At 40.9% G+C, this 20,431-nt stretch carries 17 protein-coding genes; 12 read left to right on the plus strand and 5 right to left on the minus strand.

Annotated elements, in window-relative coordinates; translation table 11 throughout:
• The coding region (locus tag ACIFO6_RS14995) for a helix-turn-helix domain-containing protein (protein ID WP_430041498.1) at nucleotides 1-312 on the minus strand (312 nt) is incomplete at its 3' end.
• A gap of 631 nt (nucleotides 313-943) precedes the next feature.
• Between ACIFO6_RS14995 and ACIFO6_RS15000 the strand changes: the two genes are divergently transcribed.
• From ACIFO6_RS15000 to ACIFO6_RS15015, 4 genes are all read left to right on the plus strand, one after another.
• Complete coding sequence (locus tag ACIFO6_RS15000) at nucleotides 944-2,410, plus strand: hypothetical protein (RefSeq protein ID WP_430041500.1); 1,467 nt, start codon at nucleotides 944-946, stop codon at nucleotides 2,408-2,410.
• A 224-nt stretch (nucleotides 2,411-2,634) separates the two neighbouring features.
• Nucleotides 2,635-4,101, plus strand: a complete 1,467-nt coding sequence (locus tag ACIFO6_RS15005) for a hypothetical protein (RefSeq protein WP_430041502.1) — start codon at nucleotides 2,635-2,637, stop codon at nucleotides 4,099-4,101.
• 145 nt (nucleotides 4,102-4,246) lie between these two features.
• On the plus strand, nucleotides 4,247-5,125 hold the full coding sequence (locus ACIFO6_RS15010) for a hypothetical protein (RefSeq protein ID WP_430041504.1): 879 nt from the start codon (nucleotides 4,247-4,249) through the stop codon (nucleotides 5,123-5,125).
• A 242-nt stretch (nucleotides 5,126-5,367) separates the two neighbouring features.
• Entirely contained in the window at nucleotides 5,368-9,963 is a 4,596-nt protein-coding gene (locus ACIFO6_RS15015; RefSeq protein WP_430041506.1) for a fibronectin type III domain-containing protein, read from the plus strand.
• A gap of 79 nt (nucleotides 9,964-10,042) precedes the next feature.
• Here ACIFO6_RS15015 and ACIFO6_RS15020 read toward each other — a convergent pair whose 3' ends face one another.
• Nucleotides 10,043-10,552, minus strand: coding sequence for a discoidin domain-containing protein (locus ACIFO6_RS15020; protein ID WP_430041508.1), 510 nt, complete (start codon nucleotides 10,550-10,552; stop codon nucleotides 10,043-10,045).
• Nucleotides 10,553-10,982: 430 nt separating this feature from the next.
• On the opposite strand from ACIFO6_RS15020, the gene ACIFO6_RS15025 reads away from it, so the two are divergent.
• Together ACIFO6_RS15025 and ACIFO6_RS15030 are read left to right on the plus strand one after the other, a co-directional pair.
• Entirely contained in the window at nucleotides 10,983-11,612 is a 630-nt protein-coding gene (locus tag ACIFO6_RS15025; RefSeq protein ID WP_430041510.1) for a TetR/AcrR family transcriptional regulator, read from the plus strand.
• Nucleotides 11,609-12,583 carry an alpha/beta hydrolase gene (locus ACIFO6_RS15030; RefSeq protein WP_430041512.1) on the plus strand — a complete coding sequence of 325 codons (975 nt, stop codon included), beginning with the start codon at nucleotides 11,609-11,611 and terminating at the stop codon, nucleotides 12,581-12,583. Before ACIFO6_RS15025 ends, ACIFO6_RS15030 begins: the two co-directional genes overlap by 4 nt.
• A gap of 146 nt (nucleotides 12,584-12,729) precedes the next feature.
• Here ACIFO6_RS15030 and sigK read toward each other — a convergent pair whose 3' ends face one another.
• Both sigK and ACIFO6_RS15040 read right to left on the minus strand, forming a co-directional pair.
• A complete protein-coding gene (gene sigK / locus ACIFO6_RS15035; RefSeq protein ID WP_430041529.1) occupies nucleotides 12,730-13,272 on the minus strand; it encodes an RNA polymerase sporulation sigma factor SigK in 543 nt (180 codons plus the stop codon).
• A gap of 186 nt (nucleotides 13,273-13,458) precedes the next feature.
• Nucleotides 13,459-13,674, minus strand: coding sequence for a helix-turn-helix domain-containing protein (locus tag ACIFO6_RS15040; RefSeq protein ID WP_430041514.1), 216 nt, complete (start codon nucleotides 13,672-13,674; stop codon nucleotides 13,459-13,461).
• 160 nt (nucleotides 13,675-13,834) lie between these two features.
• Between ACIFO6_RS15040 and ACIFO6_RS15045 the strand changes: the two genes are divergently transcribed.
• The 3 genes from ACIFO6_RS15045 to ACIFO6_RS15055 all read left to right on the plus strand — a co-directional run bounded on the left by ACIFO6_RS15045 (nucleotide 13,835) and on the right by ACIFO6_RS15055 (nucleotide 15,554).
• Entirely contained in the window at nucleotides 13,835-14,485 is a 651-nt protein-coding gene (locus ACIFO6_RS15045; protein ID WP_430041517.1) for a hypothetical protein, read from the plus strand.
• A 45-nt stretch (nucleotides 14,486-14,530) separates the two neighbouring features.
• The gene (locus ACIFO6_RS15050; protein ID WP_430041519.1) at nucleotides 14,531-14,980 is read left to right on the plus strand and encodes a hypothetical protein; all 450 of its coding nucleotides are present in this window, start codon (nucleotides 14,531-14,533) and stop codon (nucleotides 14,978-14,980) included.
• Between the two features lie 247 nt (nucleotides 14,981-15,227).
• Nucleotides 15,228-15,554 carry a hypothetical protein gene (locus ACIFO6_RS15055; RefSeq protein ID WP_430041521.1) on the plus strand — a complete coding sequence of 109 codons (327 nt, stop codon included), beginning with the start codon at nucleotides 15,228-15,230 and terminating at the stop codon, nucleotides 15,552-15,554.
• Nucleotides 15,555-16,258: 704 nt separating this feature from the next.
• On the opposite strand, the gene ACIFO6_RS15060 is transcribed toward ACIFO6_RS15055, so the two are convergent.
• Complete coding sequence (locus ACIFO6_RS15060; RefSeq protein ID WP_430041522.1) at nucleotides 16,259-16,966, minus strand: hypothetical protein; 708 nt, start codon at nucleotides 16,964-16,966, stop codon at nucleotides 16,259-16,261.
• Between the two features lie 207 nt (nucleotides 16,967-17,173).
• On the opposite strand from ACIFO6_RS15060, the gene ACIFO6_RS15065 reads away from it, so the two are divergent.
• From ACIFO6_RS15065 to ACIFO6_RS15075, 3 genes are all read left to right on the plus strand, one after another.
• On the plus strand, nucleotides 17,174-17,647 hold the full coding sequence (locus tag ACIFO6_RS15065; protein ID WP_430041524.1) for a hypothetical protein: 474 nt from the start codon (nucleotides 17,174-17,176) through the stop codon (nucleotides 17,645-17,647).
• Nucleotides 17,648-18,268: 621 nt separating this feature from the next.
• Entirely contained in the window at nucleotides 18,269-18,613 is a 345-nt protein-coding gene (locus ACIFO6_RS15070; RefSeq protein WP_430041525.1) for a DUF3102 domain-containing protein, read from the plus strand.
• Between the two features lie 867 nt (nucleotides 18,614-19,480).
• Nucleotides 19,481-20,320, plus strand: coding sequence for a tyrosine-type recombinase/integrase (locus ACIFO6_RS15075; RefSeq protein WP_430041527.1), 840 nt, complete (start codon nucleotides 19,481-19,483; stop codon nucleotides 20,318-20,320).
• Nucleotides 20,321-20,431 lie beyond the last annotated feature (111 nt).

Here is a 20,431-nt window from a genome sequence, read left to right on the forward strand (position 1 = left end):
CCGCGCCGTAAAGCCCACATCGTGCGGAACCGAGTTCACGATCGTCTGTTTCAGCTCTTCTTGTTGTTCTGGGGTTAATCGAACAGGCGCACCTGGCGAATGATTCATTTGAAGACCTGGAAGCCCTCCTGTTTCATACGCTTGAATGTAACCTTTTACGGTTTTTGCACTTCGGTTGATGGTATGGGCAATTTGCTCTACTTCTGTTCCTTGTAGATACAAATACAGCGTCTGGTATCGTTCGTACATCCGACGTTTTTTGGCTTGCTTCATCGCCGTTTGGATCTCTTGGAAGGATGCTGAATGGTCCATTAAATTCCCCTGCCTGTCTAAAGTCATTGTCTATATTACTTCGACATGTAGCAACGAAATCCTTACCATAGTTTTCTAATCTTTAGTTCAACTTATATACATCGAATGGGGTAAAGAGACTGCGATTTTATATGGAGAGGCGGGCATGATAAGCTGGTTAGCAACGCGAAGTCCTTATGCTTCGCGGCTTTCGCGAGTACTCATGCCCGCAGAGGCTCCATGTCAAATCGCTCTATTAGTCTAGAAAACGTAACTTTAGCCACGGAGTATAGCGAAGAGCCATAACTTTTTACGTATTTTACGAAAGGTGCATTATGTGCGCTCAAGATGTGTTCAAGTTTTTTAGCTTGAAACTCAAAAAAAGGCTCCCTTTTAATTAGAGTAGCCTTTTTCGTCGTGATTTTTAGGATAAAAAGTAGACAAGGATTTTCAGTACTTTGTCCATTGCCTCAGGCATAGTTCCAAAAGCGGTGACAAAATTATCACGGATTACAAATAAGAATATTTGAAGAAGTATCTTCCATTAGAACCAGAATTGCTTTATGATAGAGACAGACAGCATAGAAGTTTTCCAGATGTATCTGGGGAATAGCGGAAATTTAGTAAAACATTCGAGAGGGGATTTTTTAGTATGAACAGGTTCAGAAAGGCAACTTCGCTGTTGCTAAGCACGGTGCTCCTGCTTTCTTTCGGGATGACTGCGAACGCGAGTCAAAGCACAGAGGGTAAAACGGAACAGGCGATTAAAGCGGAGTCCATTTTTCAGCTAACAACTGAAAAAGAAAGCGTTATTAAAGATTTAACACGGGCAGACAAGCCCGCAAGCATTACAGATTCGGTGTATGCCATCACGGAAAATATCAACTTGCAAACACCACAGAAATCTGTTTTGAAAAAGAAAGTTACCCCTTCGCTGAAAGCAAGTCCAAAGTCAGCATCAGCGAATGCGACAGCGTCCTCCGCTACATATTCCGGTACGATTACGGAAGAGGGAGGTACACAGTTTTTATATCCAATCTACTTGCAGCCCGGTGAATTATTGCAGGCTCAATTAGACGGACCGTTTTCAGCACAGCTTGACTATGACTTGTACTTATATGAGTTTGATATGACGACAGGTGACATTAATCCCAATGCCATTGACAATTCCATCTACGGTACTTATTTTAACAATTATGGGCAAGGGTCTGCATCACTTCCCGAAAATGTAGGAGCCCGCAACACGACTGGATCTGAAAAGGCTTATGCGATTGCAGTCCATGCCAAGAAGGGGTCAAGTATTAATGATCTTTTCTATCTGACTGTGGCTACAAGCTCCAAATATGATGCATATGAGCCGGATGAGAGCGCATTTCATGCTTATAATTTTACAATTAACAACGGAGGTTCTTCAATTAACTCCCGCACCATCCATTCCGGTATAGATAACGATTGGTATCAAATCACGATCCCAGCAGGTCGTAATTATGATGCTGTAAATGTAAAGCTGGATAGTACCTCGGAGAGCTACGGCTATAAAGCGGAAGTTTATGGGGTGCTCACTGGCAACCAAATGGTGCTTCTCCCGCAAACGAATCACAACGTTTCCCTGAATACGGGAACCTACTATGTGCGAGTGTACACCACAAGTCAGTATTCAGCCGACCATTTGTATACACTAACCATGAAACCGGTACTCAAGGCTGGTAAAATCGAAATTACCGGCTATAACTCCAATGGCTATTATGACTATCCAACCTACTCATACGGTCGTCATTATCGTATTAACGGAGGCAGCAGCCTGATCGTGAATGGTGTCGTTAAAACAACGGATGGTCAACTGGTTCCTAATGCGCCTGTCACTGTCGCTTGGCTGGATCAGAACTGGAGCGAGGGCAGCGGTAACCGTACCAGAACGGCTTCTACGTATACGAACGATTACGGGAGATTCAGTGTGACTCTTTCCCTTCCACAATCTACAGGAAGAAATGTAGAATATTTGAGTGACATTGGTTCTACTCACTATTATGATCTTACAGGGGTAGCGGCTCAGGTCGACGGCACCTCGATTAGTGCAACGGATATAATTTATCTTTTTGCTTACAGTCTTAGAAATTAATCATTTTTTAACGTAGTAGAGTAATATATAAGAGTCGCTTTTGTTCGCAATGGCTTGCTGAGGCTTTCCATTTTCGAAAAAGGCGGCTCTTTATGTTTTTTTTGCACAGTATATTCCATTAGTACCAGAAGTGTTTTATGATAGAGCCATACAGCCTAGAAGTTACCCTGGTTTATCCGGGGAATAGCGGGAATTCCTTAAACCATTTGAGAGGGGATTTCAGTATGAAGAGGTTCAAAAAGGCGATGGCAGTTATGCTAAGCACGATGCTCCTGTTCGCTTTTGGGTTGACTGCGAACGCGAGTCAAAGCACAGATGGGGGATCGGACCAAGCCATTAAAGCGGAGTCTGATGTTCAGCTAACAGCTGCAAATGAAAACGTCATTAAGCAGCTGACGCGGGCAGACAAGCCTGACAGTATCACTTCTTCGGTATATGCCATGAAGGAAAATCTCAACTTCAAGACACCAGAGACACCCTCATTGAAAAAAGAAGCTGTTCCTTCGCTGAAAGCAAGCCCAGCGGCAGTCACAGCTTCTTCTGCTACGTATTCCGGTACGATTACGGAAGAGGGAGGTACACAATTTTTATATCCGATCTATTTGCAGCCTGGCGAATTGTTGCAGGCTCAGCTGGACGGACCATTTTCAGCACAGCTTGACTATGACTTATACTTATATGAGTTTGATATGACGACAGGTGACATCAAGCCCAATCCAATAGACGCTTCTACCTACGGTACTTATTTTAACAATTATGAACAGGGGGCTGCATCACTTCCCGAAAACGTAGGAGCGCGCAACGCTATCGGATCGGAAATGGCTTATGCGATTGCAGTTCATGCCAAGAAGGGATCTAGCATTAATGCTCCCTTCTATCTGACTGTCGATACAAGTTCCAGCTACGATGCATACGAGCCGGATGAGAGCGCTTTTCATGCTTATAACTTTACCTTTAGTACGGGCGGATCTTCCCTTAACTCACGTTCCATCCATTCAGGCATTGATAACGACTGGTATCAAATCACGATCCCTGCGAGCCGCAATTATGATGCATTAAATGTAAAGCTGGATAGTACCTCGGAAAGCTACGGTTACAAAGCGGAAGTTTATGGAGCTCTCAGCGGCAACCAGATGGTGCTTCTTCCGCAAACGAATCACAATGCTTCTTTGAATACTGGAACCTACTATGTACGAGTATACACAACCAATCAGTACTCAGCTGACCATTTGTATACACTAACACTTAAACCGGTGCTTCGGGCTGGAAAAATTGTAATTAACGGTTACGACTCTTCTAAAAATGGCCCTAATGACTACCCAACCTATTCTTACGGTCGTCATTACCGTGTTAATGGAACCAGTGATTTTACTGTGAAGGGTGTCGTTACTACAACTGATAATTATCCTGTTGCAAATGCGCCTGTTGATATGACATGGTTGAATCAGAACTGGACTGAAGGCAGCGGCAATCGCACTCGTACAGGCACAGCCTATACGGATCAGAATGGGGCCTTTAGTGTTACCGTTTCCCTGCCTCATTCAACTGGAAGTATTGCGGAATACTTGTCCGGAGCAATCAGTTTTACACACTATTTTGATCTCTCAGGGGTAGCTGCTCAGGTTAGGGGTACTTCGATTATAGACACAGATATTGTATATCACTTCGCTTACAGTATTTATGGCGGTTGATTAACTGCTTTAATACTTGTTCATTTTTAGGACAAAGCATATATTCATTCCATATATGCTTTGTCCGATATATATAGAAACAGGGTCACATTACATTATACATACGACTTAGAGTGCCTGTTACCAAAGGACAGGAGGAAATCAAATGAATTTTGAGCCCCTTAGAATGCAACGAGCCGTTGTGAACACTAGTAGCTTTAGGATAAATTTGGAAGATAAACAAGCCCAATCCCCCCAGCTTTATGAGGGAAAACGCTCCGACTTGGTTATCCAAGACTCCGTAGAGATTAGCGAAACAGGTAGGCAGCTGGCTGAAGGAGCTATTGTATCACAGTCTGCTAAGTATTTCGGTACAACCCAGATCAATGATGCATTAAACCGGGTTTTAGAAGGTCAGTCAGAAGAAGTGTCCAATGCGGTGTACAGTATGATTGAATCCAATTTTATCGTCAATGGTACAGTAACAGATGAGAGCCAGCGAACCGTGCTACTGGAGATGGGAGTTTCCCAATCCAAGTATATTGCAGACCACTATATGGAAGGTGACAAGGCCAAAGAGTTTTTGGAAACCATGAACCAGATAGCTGCTATTGCTTTGACACGATCCATTGATCCAGAGACCGGAGATATTAGTTACACGACTCCAATAGACCGTCCGCTAGGTGCCCCTGAGGATTACGTCAAAATGTCGGAATTGATGAAGCAGGCTGACCCCCAAAGGTATACATCATTCATCAATGACATTAAAGGTGGGGGGAATGGACTGAGTCAGCTGCTAGATTTTGCACAAAAGGTTCCTCAAAACCCTAAATGGATTGAGGAATATAAGGAACGTGCAGGAGAGATTGCGAAATTTCTAAATAACACGCGAATAGAGAATCGGTTTGACAAGGCTGATACGACTTCAGCTTCGGCATTTATGAACAGTATGCAAAATATTCTTAAGGAATCTTCCGCTATGCAGGACTCTTACAGTCAGAACCTGCGCGGCTTTTTTCGGAACTTGGGCGTTCACGTTCATTAAGGCTTCAAGGCTGATCCCGAGATGTGGAATAATGTGCAATACAAGCATGTATGAATTTTAAATGATGTCGTGCTGTTTACATTACGTTTAGAACGAAGTATAATAACTTCAAAACATACTCGTTACTTTGAGGAAGCACCTCAAACTTAGGCTTAACCGCCTTCGTTTGGGGTGCTTTTTTTATTTTAGCCGAAACGAGTTTGTAAACTCTTTGAAAATAAAATAAAGCAAGGGAGAAATGTATGTATCCAAAAAATAAGCGAAAGGTAAGGAAGTATAGCAAGTGGGCATATGGATTTTTAGCTGTAATGATCATGTTAACTGCCTTTCCTATATTTCCAGATAGAGTATCAGCTGCTACCCAAGAGATCATCGGTGGACCTTTTTGCCAAAATAATCTACCTAACGGGGGTGACGGTTGGGGGTTCTGGTCAGGAAATGGAGTAGGAGCCACTGAAGTTTATACCGGTATGGGCTCGGCAAGATATAAGTGTGAGGGTGTGGTGCAGCCGACAGAACGTTTTGTTGATATTGGAAAATCTATTAAGACGTCGGATTATAAGATTTTTGTTTATATCGAAGGGTCTTACCATACTAATATATTTGTATCTAATGCAGCAGCGGGTAACACTTGGCAGCCTAATGGAACGAATTTATATACATGGACCAATGTCACAAAATTATATGCCAGTAGCTCTTATGAAGGGAAATGGGTAGAGATCACAGACTCTATTACGTTAAAAGATATTCGGTATTTTAGAGCTATGGGTACTAACCAGCAGACTGGTAATGAAATATCCAAGTTTGGAGTCCGTGTCATCCCCAAATCAGATCTGATGCCCAAACTACCCCAGATTAATGCAGGAGCTGAGGGCCAAGCAAGTACGGGATGGACCAAAGGACCTGTAACGGTATGGATCAATGGAGACGTGGCGCCTGAAGGGCTGAAATACTATGAATACAGCCTAAATGGTGGAGCATTCCAACAGTACACAGGACCCTTTACTGTATATGATCATGGTGTAAATACAATCTATGCCCGGACTGTGGACGTGAATAACCAGTATAGTGGTCTTTCTTCCGGGAATGTCAGGATAGATAAAATGCCACCGACGCCACCGATCATAAGTGCAACGGGTAACAGTAATGACTATACCATTACATTGCAGCCAGGAGCGGACGATTATTCTGGGCTGGCCCATACACAATTTCGCGTGACGGGCGTTGTCAATCAAGGTTGGCAAGACTATGGTGGAGCATTCCATGTTAATCAAGATGGCAAAAGCACGGTTTATGCCCGCTCCATAGACAACGTAGGTAATGTGAGTCAGGAAGTAAGCAAGGAAGTCACTATTGATAAAAAGGGTCCGACTGCTCCTGCTATCCGAGCTAGCGAGGCGGGGCCAACGATCAACAATGTGAATATTGCCATTGATTCAGGAAGTGATCCTGTCAATGGAATCAAGATGACACAGTATCGTTTGAGTTCAGCAGGGGCATGGCAGACATATAATGGCGTTTTTACATTAAATGCAGAAGGGCTGTACGAGCTATCAGCACGGACGATCAATAATCTGGACGTGCCTAGTCCAATCGTGACTCAATCGGTCATAATTGATCGGACCAGACCAACGCCCCCGGAGGTGACGTTCTCCGAGGTGACGATGCCCACTCGATACACCAATAAGCCAGTGCAATTTGCTATTTCGGGAGGAACGGATCGTTCAGCAGTACATTATGAATATCAAATAGGCTCTGGCCATTATGTTCCTGGTTCATCGGGAGTATTAAATAGTTCTGGCATCGTCAAAGTGACTGCTCAAGCTGTGGATGCGGCTGGAAATCGGAGTGATCCGGTGTTCGCAACATCTTATATTGATTTGGAACGCCCGACGATCCAGCTTACACCGGATTCGCGTGAATGGAAGGATACGAGTATTCAGGTGGGGATACGATATGCTGACGAGCATTCGGGGATCGAACCAGCTACGATGCAATATAAAATCACGAACAGCCCTGACGTACCCGAGGCTTGGGATACAGCTGCTGATACAGGAATTCAGATGAACCTTTCAAAGGAAGGTGAATGGTATGTTCATGCCAAGGTGAAAGATCAGGCGGGTAACATTTCTGAAACAGTCAGCAAAGCACTTCGCATTCAGAAGCAGCCTCAGCCGGCTGAGCTTTCTGCGTCATCCGTACGAAATACAGAGGTCGATCTGCAATGGACTCTTCCGACGGGCCTTGCTGATGGTTACGTCTATACCATCCGAAATTTAACGACGAATGAGATTTGGGATGTTACGCATCCGACAAATTCTTTTACAGACACAGGGCTACAGGGAGGGCGTTCATACGAATATGAAGTGCGTTCCAGTAATCACGTGGGAGGCAATGCTTATTCCAACCGGGTTCGTGTGTTAACGTTACCTGATGCCCCGGATCAGATCCGATTACGAACCATTTCGCGTACTTCAGCACAAATCATGGCTGATTTTACGCCAGTGCTTTCAGCTGACAACTATAAGATTACAGCAACAGATGTTAGTACAGGGGAAGTCATATTTAAGGATACTGTTACACAGGATGTGTATAATCCAATTACGGGGATGAAGCCGGGTGAATTTTACGATGTTTCTGTATCAGCTATGAATGCCAGTGGAGAGGGTGCGGCCAAGCATGTGTCTTTTTTAAGCCTGCCAGATAGCCCAAGCGGATTCCAAAATGTAACCGTGAAGGACGATGGAATCGACTTGAAATGGAATCGTGTAATCACGGCGACATACTATGCTCTGGAGCGGGACAAAGCATCTGTTTATAAGGATGTGTATACTGAATTCGCTGATGACGGACTTCAGGCAGGAACGGAGTATGACTATTCCATTTCCGCTGAAAATGCAACAGGCTTTGGAGATTATGCTCATTTGAGGGTCATCACATTACCTGATCGGGTAACCACGCTGGCGAGTGTAGGGAATGATGTATATTCTGTCAGTGTGGATTGGCAAGATGTGCAGGGAGCTGACGGATACATCTTGAATGTTAATGATGAGCCAGATGTGCGGCTTTCCCGGGGAAGCCATGTCTATACTTTTGATGGATTGCCCGCAGGTAGGAATGCAAATATTCGAATCCGGGCCTACAATCGAAGTGGGAAAGGTGAGGATACAACTATCAACGTGTTAACACTACCCACATTGGTTGAACGACTTATAGCGGTAGAGGTTCGGGAGCATGATGCCGCGATTGTTTGGGACCCAGTCGATGGGGAGACCAAATACAAAGTATCAATTAATAGCCAGGATTATTACAGCACGGAACCACGTGTAGTCGTATCCGGATTAGAAGGTGGGAAAAAATACGATTTTCAGGTGAGCAGCGGTAATGATAGTGGGTTCGGTCAGCCCGTACGGGAAGAGCTGCTTACGCTTCCACCTCAAGTGCAAAACGTCAAAGTCACAGAGCTAGGGAATGGACAGATTTTGCTGAACTGGGATGAAATCAAAAATGCTTCTCAATATGCTGTAATTCGGAAAGATACTGGTGAAATCGTAGATACCAAGGATAGTAGTATTAAGCTTTCAGGTATCCAACCGGGTACGATGTACTCGTTTGGCATTCAAGCTGTCAATACAACGGGCGCAGGTGAGTGGACTCCATTAACGTATCGTGCGCTCCCAAGCCCAATACCAGATCATGAGCTGACATTTAAAGATGTAACAGATACCGATCTGGTAGTGACGTGGAAAGAAGCTCCTGGTGCAGATACCTACCATGTATACCAAAATGGGCTGCTTATCGGTCATACGGCCAACTCTAATTTTAAGGTAGATGGCTTGGATAGCTCTACGGTGTATCGTATTACCGTCAAACCGGTTAACACAAGCGGTGAAGGTAAACAGACAGAGGGCGAGGTAGAAACGTTACCATCTCCAGAATTTGCGTTTTCGAAAACGGAGACGACGAATAGCGAGTTTATGATCCACTGGGAATCAAAGCACAAAAATGATATTTTCGTGCTCACCAGTGAAGGGCAAGCAGAATTATATCGTGGTAAGGATCGAAGCTTTATTTGGAGTCAGCTTAAAGAGAAACAATCGTATGCTGTTCAGCTTTGGGCAGAAAACACCCAAGGAATGCGTACCACTGCAAAACAAGCCCACGGTAAAACAACGGGGAGTACTGAAGCCTCAGCCTCAGGCGGTGGAGCAGGAGGTGGGGGGATCGTTAAGCCGATTCAGCCCGATGCTGAGGAGTTGACTGAAACAGCAACCATTCAAGCACCTTCAGTCGAAACGAAGCCCAATCGCTTTAGTGACATTGAACGGGCATTTAATAAAGATAAGATTAATGCCCTTGCAGATATGGGGGTAGTGAAGGGTATGACCCAAACCCTTTTTGAGCCGAGCAGACCTGTAACACGTATGGAGTTCACTTCGATGCTCGTCCGTTCCCTGAAATTACCGCTCGAAACGGATATGGCTTTAAGCTTCGAGGATATCAATCCATCAGCGTGGTATGTTGATCTACTAAAAACAGCGATTAAAGATCAGGTCGCTCATGGATTTAGTAATAAGGTATTTGCTCCAGATCGCGTTATTAACCGGGAGCAGGCGGCTAAAATGGTGAACAACGTTATCAAGGCTACGCCACAACAAGAAAGCAATATCTACTCAGATGCCTCTCAAATTGTGGAATGGGCCAGAGAAGATGTACTGGGTCTAACCGAAATGAATTTAGTACAAGGTTATCCAGATGGAAGCTTCCGTGCAAAACAGGTAATCACACGCGCCGAAGCGGCTGAAATGATTTATAACATGATTCAAAAAATTCAATAAAAAGAAGGGGGTGGCATGAGCCAGCCCCTCTTTTGTATATGTGCATATAGGAATTGATGCAGTAGGCTCACATTGATTTTTATTCCGCAATTGCGGGATTTAAACTGGAATTTCTATAGGCAGGAACGCCATTGATTGAAGCGGTTCTTAACTGAATATAACGTACACCATAATAGGTTGTTGTATTGTTCAGACCAGATGAAAGTACAGTTATTTTATAATATTGAAAAGGAATCTCATTACTAAATTGGTAAGTCGTTTTTGCAGTAGTTGGCACTGCTTCTACTGCACCTAATCTAAACCAGTTTTCTCCGTCGTTAGAACCATGAAGAGAAAACGTTAGGATAAACGCTTTAAAGGTTGGCTGAGCTAAGAGGATATCATTAATCGTTTTGCCTTCATCTAATTTGAAAATGATTTCTCCACCTCTACCGCTTAAGCTGCTTTCCCAAGAAAGATTATTATCAATTAAAATATTTTTTGGAAAAGTATTTTTGGTATCACCATTAGTTGAAACATTTTCTTCTGCTATAACGACAGGATCAATTGAAAAAGAATAATCGTTTGGATTCTGACTAAATTTTGTCATGTTGGATTTCCTCCATTAGTTAAATTATTTAATATGGTTGAAATTATCATTATACATTCATATGAATCTCTCAATAAATGTATTACCTTATACTAAAATACATATTTCGACTGCCAGAAAAAACACATCAATACTCATCAACAGGTAGAGATTGTCGTCTACATAGCTTCAAATGGACGGAAGTAAATCCGGGTTAGATATAGCACTGGATTGCCTCAATTCGCAAATGAGCGCAAGGCTGTATATACAGTTATTGCTGGAATGCTGTGGATGACGACACATACAATATAAGCAATCCTCGTGTACTCATAACAATAAAATGGAACAATTAAATTTACTCTTGCTATAAGTCGTAATTTAAGATACATTATTAATTAAATAATCAATCATTTAATTAATTAAAGTTTAGTTTAAAGAGAGGGGAATACATTTGGCAAGACCCATCAATGAAGAAAAAAGACTGGAGCGGCGTAAACGTATCCTAGAAGAAGCTGTTGTCCTGTTCGCAGAAAGTGGATATTCAAATACCACAACGGCTATCATTGCGCAGAGTGTGGGAGTGACTCCTGGAACCATTTTTCAATATTTCCCTAGCAAAGAAGCTTTATACTACGCAGCTGTCCTTGAGCCGCTTGCTGATATTCAGGCAAAATCGCTTGCTTGTCTACAACAAGAGGGGACGCCGGGCGTATTGATTAAGAACATGGTGGCAGAACAATTCAACTATATCTACTTATATACAAATGAATTGCGGCTTGTTCAATCTGTCTTAGGACAACGAATAAGATTCCCTGAACTTACACAGAAGGTCCTTGAAAGTACTAAGGTAATGACAGATGCAATCGAATGCGTCTATGCCAAGGGACAGTTAATGGGGGAATTTAACAAAAGCTTTTCTCCAGCAATGATCTCTCGTGCCTATATCTCTTTCTTTAATGGAGTGGGCTTAACTCTTGGAGAAAGTATTATTCATCATCCCGAGTGGGAAAATCTGAAGGGGCATGCTTTTTATTTGTTCGCACCCATACAACCTAAAGAAAAACTGGAGGAGTCTGAATGAGTCAAACATCATTACAATCGGATCTGACATTTAACGTTCGTGTGAAAAAACGGAAGAAAATGTTATGGAGCCTAGGGATCGCGTTTTTGCTTGTGTTGGCTCTTGTATTTTTTATATCTTATAAAGTAGTAGACACCTTGTTGCACCATCCTAGAGACACTAACGTCAGCTACGGATTGAATATCGATAAAACTCCTTACGAAGAGGTCGAGTTCAAGAGTTTGAAAAATGATAATACGATTAGAGGTTCCTTCTTCCCTGCAAGTGGTCTTTCTGGTAAAGCAAGTAATAAGACGATTATTGTCGTCCATGGATATACGAGCAATCGTTTAGTCAAAGGGCGGACCCCAAAGTTAGTAGAGCATTTCGTTCCGAAGGGCTACAATGTATTGGCATTTGACCTCAACTCGCAAGGTAAATCTGATGGCGATTTGATTACACTGGGCCTCAATGAAAAATACGATTTGCTAGGAGCTGTAAGCTATTTAAAATCCAGAAACCATACGGGTGATAACATTGGAGTGATCGGCTTTTCAATGGGTGCTGCTACTTCTTTGCTAGCCGCAAGTGAAAGTGATGACATCAAAGCTGTAATTGCGGATAGTCCTTTTCGTAATGCTGGTCTATTTCTGAGAGAGGGTTTGCCCTTCTTTTCAGGTTTACCTGCGTTTCCATTCAGCTATACATCGACATGGATGGCAAAATGGACCTTTAAGGTTGATCTTGATTCCATATCTCCTATGGATGCGGTAAAAAAGATGCAAGACAAGCCAGTTATGCTCATTCATGGTACTGGGGATCAGCAAATTAGTTATAAAAATACAGAAATTATTTACGAGTCCTTAAAAGATAACCCAAAAGCAGAAGTATGGTACCCGCAAAATACGGAGCACATCGATGCCATCAACCATTACCCTACTGAATATTTCCAAAGAGTAGATCGCTTTTTAGATGAGTATGTAGGAAAATAAATTCAATCCAAGAGAGCCAACAGCGGAGGGCTTGTCCCGACGAAGTAAAACATTTTTAGCCTGTAGTGTAGAAAACCACTACAGGCTTTTATTTGCGTTTTAAATAAAAATACATAGCAAAATTGGTATTATTGAAGCGGAATCCATTACCCCTTCTGCTTGTAAAATTCATGGTACAGCTTCATCAGCGCACGCTTCTCAATGCGGGACACATACGAACGAGAAATCCCCAGCTCTCTTGCGATTTCCCGCTGTGTACGTTCTTCTCCTCCAGCTTCCAGACCGAACCGACCAATAACCACTTCTTTTTCACGCTCATCCAAAATATCCAGGTTACGATAGATTTTACTCTTCTCTATTTTGAGCTGTACCTTATCCACAATATCGTCAGCCTCGGTGCCGAGGATATCAATTAAAGTAATTTCGTTACCTTCCTTGTCGGTCCCTATAGGATCATGGAGAGATACGTCTTTACGTGTTTTTTTCAATGAGCGAAGATGCATTAAAATTTCATTTTCAATACAACGGGCCGCAAACGTTGCCAGCTTGGTGCCTTTCCCGGTCTGAAAGCTTTCAATGGCCTTGATCAGTCCGATGGTGCCTATGGATATGAGGTCCTCCAAATCTTCACCGGTGTTATCAAACTTTTTGAAGATGTGAATAGAAAACAAAGTAAAAATAATGAGCAGTTAGCTCTTTATTTCCGGGGGATTTTTGAAATTGAAGAGTTTCCTAAAGGCTCCAATAAACCAAGAAAGCTTGTGCCAAAAGAGGACAAGTTCATTATGATTTAATAGGACAAGCAAGTGAGGGGAATAGAAATTTTGAAGGCTTACCCGAATATAGGGAGCCTTCCTTGTTTTTTATAACGCTTATTATTTAGTTTCCTCGAACTGCATCAGTACGGATATGTCTTTAATATCTAATGCGTTAGCTATTTTCTCAAGGTTATTTATATTCAATTCCTGAAATTTGTTATTGCACAAATTGGATATTTTTGATTGTGGAACTCCTGAAATTTCTTCAAGCTTTTTTTGTGTGATTCCTTGCTCCTTAAGAACTTCTTTTAACTTAATCCGAAACTTTAACATTCAAATATCCTCCATAAACAGATTGACATTATACCCATGTCGTGATAATTTTATTATACCGATATCGTGATAAATAATATCGTTTGGGTAAGGAATGTGTTTATACTTCCTTAGTTTTGCTATTGCCATTTTACCAATTTCTCAAGGAGGATGATACCAAATGAACAAAAAAGCTAACAAGCAAGCCATCATCGACATTGTGTGCATGAATCAAGTTTGGGATTCAGAAGGGGAAGCTACTGAAAAGGAACTGCACTATTACCACATAACAGACGCCTTAAATCGCAAATGGCAAACTATTGGCCTGAATGTCTCAGACGCAATTCAAGTGTTTGAGCAAGGCAATGACGACAACTGGACTCGTATTATTGCGCCAGCACCGTACAATCCAAATATAAGCGTCAATGATCTAATCAATATGCTCAATATTTCTCCTGAAGCAACAGGTATCCGCATTGATATGCAAATTATTCTGAACACTGTTGAGAGAAGAAATTCCTTCATTAACAGAATCGTAAATGTTAATCCTGAAAGTACATTTCTTTTACTCCACCAAATGAAGGACGAATATCTTGAGCATAGTCAGCTATCAGATGAACAGTTCATTCAATTGTACACTGTGAATCCCGTAGAGGCTCTATCCATGTATTTCCTGCAATCCATTGATATCATCGCATATTGGGAATGGCGTGACGCTAACGGTACGGCTGAGAAGGCTATCCAGTACAAAAATGATGAACCTTTGATCTCCTTTATTCAAGCCATTGAACATGCTGAGGATGAAGCTATGAATATGGCTTGTGGCTGCTAATGTGTCACATGACACAATTATAAACCGAATGGGGAAGATACATATATGACAATCGCACTGAGAAAACTGCAACCAACTCAATCCACCACTAACAACAAAGAGGTGTCTGCCATGAACGCTGTATTTGAACAATTGTTCATCGAATTTGAAATCAAGCCTACAGCGGTTATCATCATTGAGGATATGAAGTATATGCTTAAAACTGTTGAACGTGTGAACGAATTTGCTAATCGGTTAACAGATGAACGATTCCCATTATCCTTGATCGTGAAAATGAGGAAAGAAGATATTGACGCTCATGGTTACACCGACAAGGCAACTTTTGCACATGATTACTATCGTGATAAGAAAGCCGCATTTGAAAAGTTGTTTCAAGAGCCAGCACACGACTGGAAAATGGATAGATACGAAACTGATGATCCTGAACGTATCTATGACACATATTTAAAACAAGGCAAATACTCACATATGACGGAAGTCGCATTGTTCGCTTAATCCAATATACATAGCAGGATGGAGACAACCACATAATCTGTCCTGTTAAATCACATAACAACGTGATAATAACATCATAGAAGCTTATACAACCTTTTTGGGGCTTTTAACAGCTATGGTAATCAAATGTAAAAGAGTCATTTTATCATCATAATCAACACTATAACGTAACGAGCCACACTTACTGTAACTATGATTTAGATAACCGCAAATATAAGCAAGGTGAACATAGAAAGGAAGCGAGAGTATGAACAATAACAATCCCGAATATCCATTCCCAATGTCACAACGTATGGAGATTGAACGCCTTTACTTTCCCAATGGTGTCAATACTACTCAAATTAATCTGCTGGATGATATAGAGAAACAACTGTCAGAAGCGTACAAGGCTGGTTATGAGCAATCATCTATACTCGGCTGGCACGAGTGGTCAAATAATAGTGCTATGGGATATACCGCTATAGCTCTTGAACGCTTAGGCTATGACCAAATTGAGATACAGCGAGTAATCAATAAGGATGTACCGTGTATTCGACGAGGTAAGTGTTCTGGAAGCGAAGGCACATTACAATGAGTCGAGCTTTTGAATCATAAAACATTGATTGATCTATAGGAATGAACAGTTCCAATAGCTAGTCAATGGGAACGGCAGGGGCAGATAATCAACGTTTCAAATACTGAAATAAATTAAGTATTAACGCATGTAAATTCCATATAGCTACCATTCTAAAATAAAGGAGCAAACGACATGTATAAAGCTGGACGGTTAATCAAAGGAAGACTGTACGTGAAGGATTGGAATAATGAATGGATCAACCTCAAACTGCTGGTTCAGGCCAACAGAAAGGCTGTGTAACATGGACATGGACTGGCTTGAATCAGTGTATAGACAGTTGGTGAAAGAGGCAGCAGGGAAGGATACAGAGCTTGAGAGAAGGCTGGAGATTAGGAGCCAACTTAGTGTGATTAGACGTATTAAGAGGAAGGCCAAGGAAGAGATAAGTTTACTGAGTCTCAATTTAGTAAAGAAGTAACTGGAATTATTATGTCGATTGACGAGTCATTTATTAGAATTTTAAAACGCTGACTGAAACTAAATTATAAAATCATTCTCTTATCGTAAAAAAGAAGCGCTGAGTAAATATCTCAAACGCTTCTTTTTTGCTAACTATGCCAATTGTTATATAGCAGCCTTGATAATAAATAAAGCACAAGTAGTACGCCAAGCACTATCCCTATAATTACATATGTTTTTTTTCTCATTGTTAAATCCTTTTCTTATGACTTTGAAAATGATGAACCGTAAGAACCATCGGTAAAGCCCCAAATCGTATGTGTGCCAACTCCTACTACTGCCCCAAGTGATGAATGTATAAAGTTCCAAGTGAAGTAAGCAGTTTGATAAGCTCTAGTCTTGTCAGAATTTATATATGGTTTATCTTCTTTTATGGCGATATTCACAACAGGGAACCAGTTTCTGGTGACTAATCCACCACCATTCAATATTTCAGTTATTTTACCACCACTAACTCTGTACTGTACATATACTTGAGTTGTGATAATATTGATACCTAATGCAGAAGCGACTGTTTCAGCATAAGGTCTATATGTTGTAGCAAAAGGAGAAATAGTATTCTTTAGTTTACTTTCGTCTACTCTTATTTTTATGTCTCCATTGTATAGGTCTGTATTTTCGCCACTTTGCATTGCATCAAAAATTGCTTTAATTGCTTCAGGATTATTCATGTAGTCTACAAATTTTTGTTGGTCTTCATTGGATAAGCTTGTGAATTGTTTCAGAATGATAGAATGGTCGTCACCGCCTTGAGAGTTAGAGTTAAGTCCCCTATTATTTTGTTTTAAATAGTTAATGTAGTCTTCGGGGGTGTTGATAGTTGAAGAATTAGTTTCTTGAGCATTAGCAGAGAAGGGGAGTACTGCAAGAAACAATACAAACACAACAAACAAACTCAACATTTTTTTCACTTTAAAAACCACTCCTTAGTTATGATAGTAAAACAAAACCAATGTCATCCTTATTATGGATTTGTTTTACAGGGAATATCCTACCATAAATAAAATAAACTATCAAATAGTAGGGATAATAGTTTTCGATAATAAAAATAATTCGTATTTTATAAGCGGAAGTAATGAAATATTTTGACGTTAATGAGTGGAAATGATGATCTAAACATGAATCTAAACCAGCATCACACAATGACTTACACGCTGAACAGTGGTATCAAAGGTTCAGTCAATCTATCCACCAAACAAATACAGGACTGGATAGAATCATATCGTGTAGGCAGTAAATATGTAACAACAGTAGGCAAAGAACATTTTGGTTTGAATCCTGAGCTTGTAGCAGACTTTAAGGTACATAATGAATTTAGTGAGCAAAGGGAACATGTAGCAGCAATACAACCTACAGCAACAAGCAAGATCACTGAGCAGTTAGCAGATGCATACAGCCAGCATAAGACACTGATTCAGGTAGAATGTAAATGTGGAGCTTCTTATATAGAAGAATCAGCGTACAAGAGGAGTAAATGGGGATGTAAAGAATGCAGGGAGATTGTGTTTCTGGACAGCAAGAAGGGTATGGTGGATACAGTAAAGGGTAAGGCTTGGTATATGACTAATAGCTATTTCGTTGAGAGGGGTTAAGGCTTTTCACAAGATGAGAAAAGCCCTGATTACAGGAAATGGTACATAAGAAACGAATTACAGGCTTTTGACAAACTGTCAAATCCCTTGATATGACTGGGTTTAACGGTGCGTACAACTGTTGGACACAGCGTCCAATCGCCAACTTTGGCGTGTCACCTAATGTCACCAAGTGACACGATTACCTGTCATTGAAATTTCAAGGGTGACAAATCTGACTATGCAAAGCTGCGCCGTAAGAATATATAGAGATAAAAATCGGTTTAACCGAGTTATATACTGAAATTGATTCATGATTAGATCATTCAGGACGAAATTTAATCCCTTATACATATCACCAAACTTGATGAGTCCTAAGTTTAACTTAGTGGTGAGTCAAATAATTTTACCCACCAATTTCATTTGCGATATCAGCTTGAGGTACACCAAACCCAAATTAGTTTGGTTTGCCTCTTTGTCATTGGATGAGAAATTATTTCCTATCCTCTTATCATATTGATTGTTTCCATATTTAATACTGAATCAATCTCAGTATTAGCTGCTAATTTAAGCTTAGAGGGTTCACAGGTAAATCACCACTGAGTACCAATTTGGTATGGGAGTATATCAGACTAATAAAAGATGAGCAAATCGGTTAAACCGAGTTACAAAAAAATTGCTGGTCAGTCAGTGTTTGAGATTGGGCGACGATTGAAACATGTGAAAGAGAATGATTTGGTTCATGGTGAGTGGTACGAGTGGTTGAAGACTGTTGATTTTACTCCCAGAACAGCACAAAAAATGATTAAAGCATATGAGCAATTTGGAGATGCGACGTCGCAACTGCCAGTTAGTAAAATATTTGAGATGCTCTCCCTACCAGAATCCATTGATCGTCTGGAATTTGTTGAACAGGAACACACTATCCCATCAACTGGTGAGCAGAAGACAGTGGAGGAGATGACTGTGAGGGAATTACGTATATGATTCGAGCTTGAGACAAATTGTATTAAGGTTCAGCTATAGTTTAATGATGACTAAGCGTGATGGAGTGAAAAAGGTATAAATATACTCTAATTGATAATATCAAAATGACAATTATAACTCTTCCACTCCGCGATTCTTGTTATGATTGACGATACGATTGAGGTACGATACAAAATATAGATAAATAAAGGATTCTTCAAATTTAAGCTTCACACAATTTAATTTATAAAAATACAATAATCCCTTGATATATCAAGCTTTTTTACACATTATTTCTCGATACGTACGATACGTATTACGATGTTGACTATATTTACCAAAATCCCTTTGTTTATCTACCTTTTAGCTATTTTCTCGATACAGCAACGATGTAAATATAGTCAGGCACAATTTTGTTTCACTATGTCTCATAAAGCTATATGGAATAAGTGTTTTATGCACAAAAGACCAAGTTTCACGATTGAGCTTCGATACGGGTGTCGATACGGGTCGTCCTCTACAGCGTCTCCAAAGTTGGCGATACCCTCATATGGTTGACACAGCGTCAACATTGACTGGATGTACATCTATAAAACACACAGTTCGATATTTTCTATGTTGTTCAATGGGTTTAACGCAGCGTTAAACTTTTCTTGCCTGTATCATTGCTAACCGTCCTGAATTTCAAGATGGTTATTTCTGCTGACCATTTCGTCCGGCAGAACGTTGCTAACTCTGTGTCATAAAGTATCTATGGTGTGCTGATTGAACAGGCTGCTTCAACAAAGAACAATATTTATGGATATTCAATGTGTCGTAGAAGTTGACTTCCACGCAATAATTGAGTTATAATGTGTCGTAGAAGTAATAGATATGGAGGAGCTAAGTATGGAAAAATGTTGCGTGGAAGTACAGTTCTTTCTAAAAGAACAACAAGCGCTTGGTAAGAGTGAGAATACAGTCCGTACATATATGAGAATCATGAATGCTTTTGTGAATTGGATTGAACCCAATGGAGGAGAATTGAATGACTTAACGAGATATGATGTGCAAGCCTACATAAAACATTTGGAGGTAGATGGAAAGAGTGCCTCAACAGTAGATAAAGTGTTTGCTTGTTTGAGTGTCTATGCGCGTTTCATCTCTCAACCTGATATAGTTGATCGGATTAAGCGTACTCGACCTCAAAGACAAACACAAACAGCCCCAAAGTCACTAAGCGACTTAGAACGGAAACGTATACTTCGTGAAGTTGAAAAGGATGGGATTCTGAGAGATATTGCTATCATGTATGTTTTGATGCAATGTGGCTTACGTGTATCTGAACTATGCTCACTTAATCGTGGTGATGTAACTATGTCAGAACGTGGAGGGAAATTGATTGTACGCGAAAGTAAAGGTGGCGAGTCGCGTTCTTTACCACTAGCTGTTGATGTACGTTATCATATCAGTAAATATCTTGATTCAAGGACAGATGAAAACAAAGCCTTGTTTATCAGTAATGAACGTAAACGTATTTCAATTAGAACGGTACAGCATATGCTTAGTAAGTATGGAACGCATCCCCATGCACTCAGACATACATTTGTGCGTACCCTTGTTAAATCAGGAAATGATATTGCAGCCGTGGCTGAAATGGCGGGACATAAAGATGTAAATGTAACACGTCGTTACTCTAAACCAGATGAACAAGAAATGATTACAGCAATTGAAAGAGCATTCTCATAATATGAAATACTATCCATGTGTACACTCACAAACACAAACAAGCCTAGATATTATATCGTCTAGGTTCTTTGTTATTAACATCTATATATTGTCACGCCTGTTGAATAACCA

It is taken from the genome of Paenibacillus sp. NRS-1781, from assembly GCF_050467745.1.
GTDB classification, from domain to species: domain Bacteria; phylum Bacillota; class Bacilli; order Paenibacillales; family Paenibacillaceae; genus Paenibacillus; species Paenibacillus terrae_A.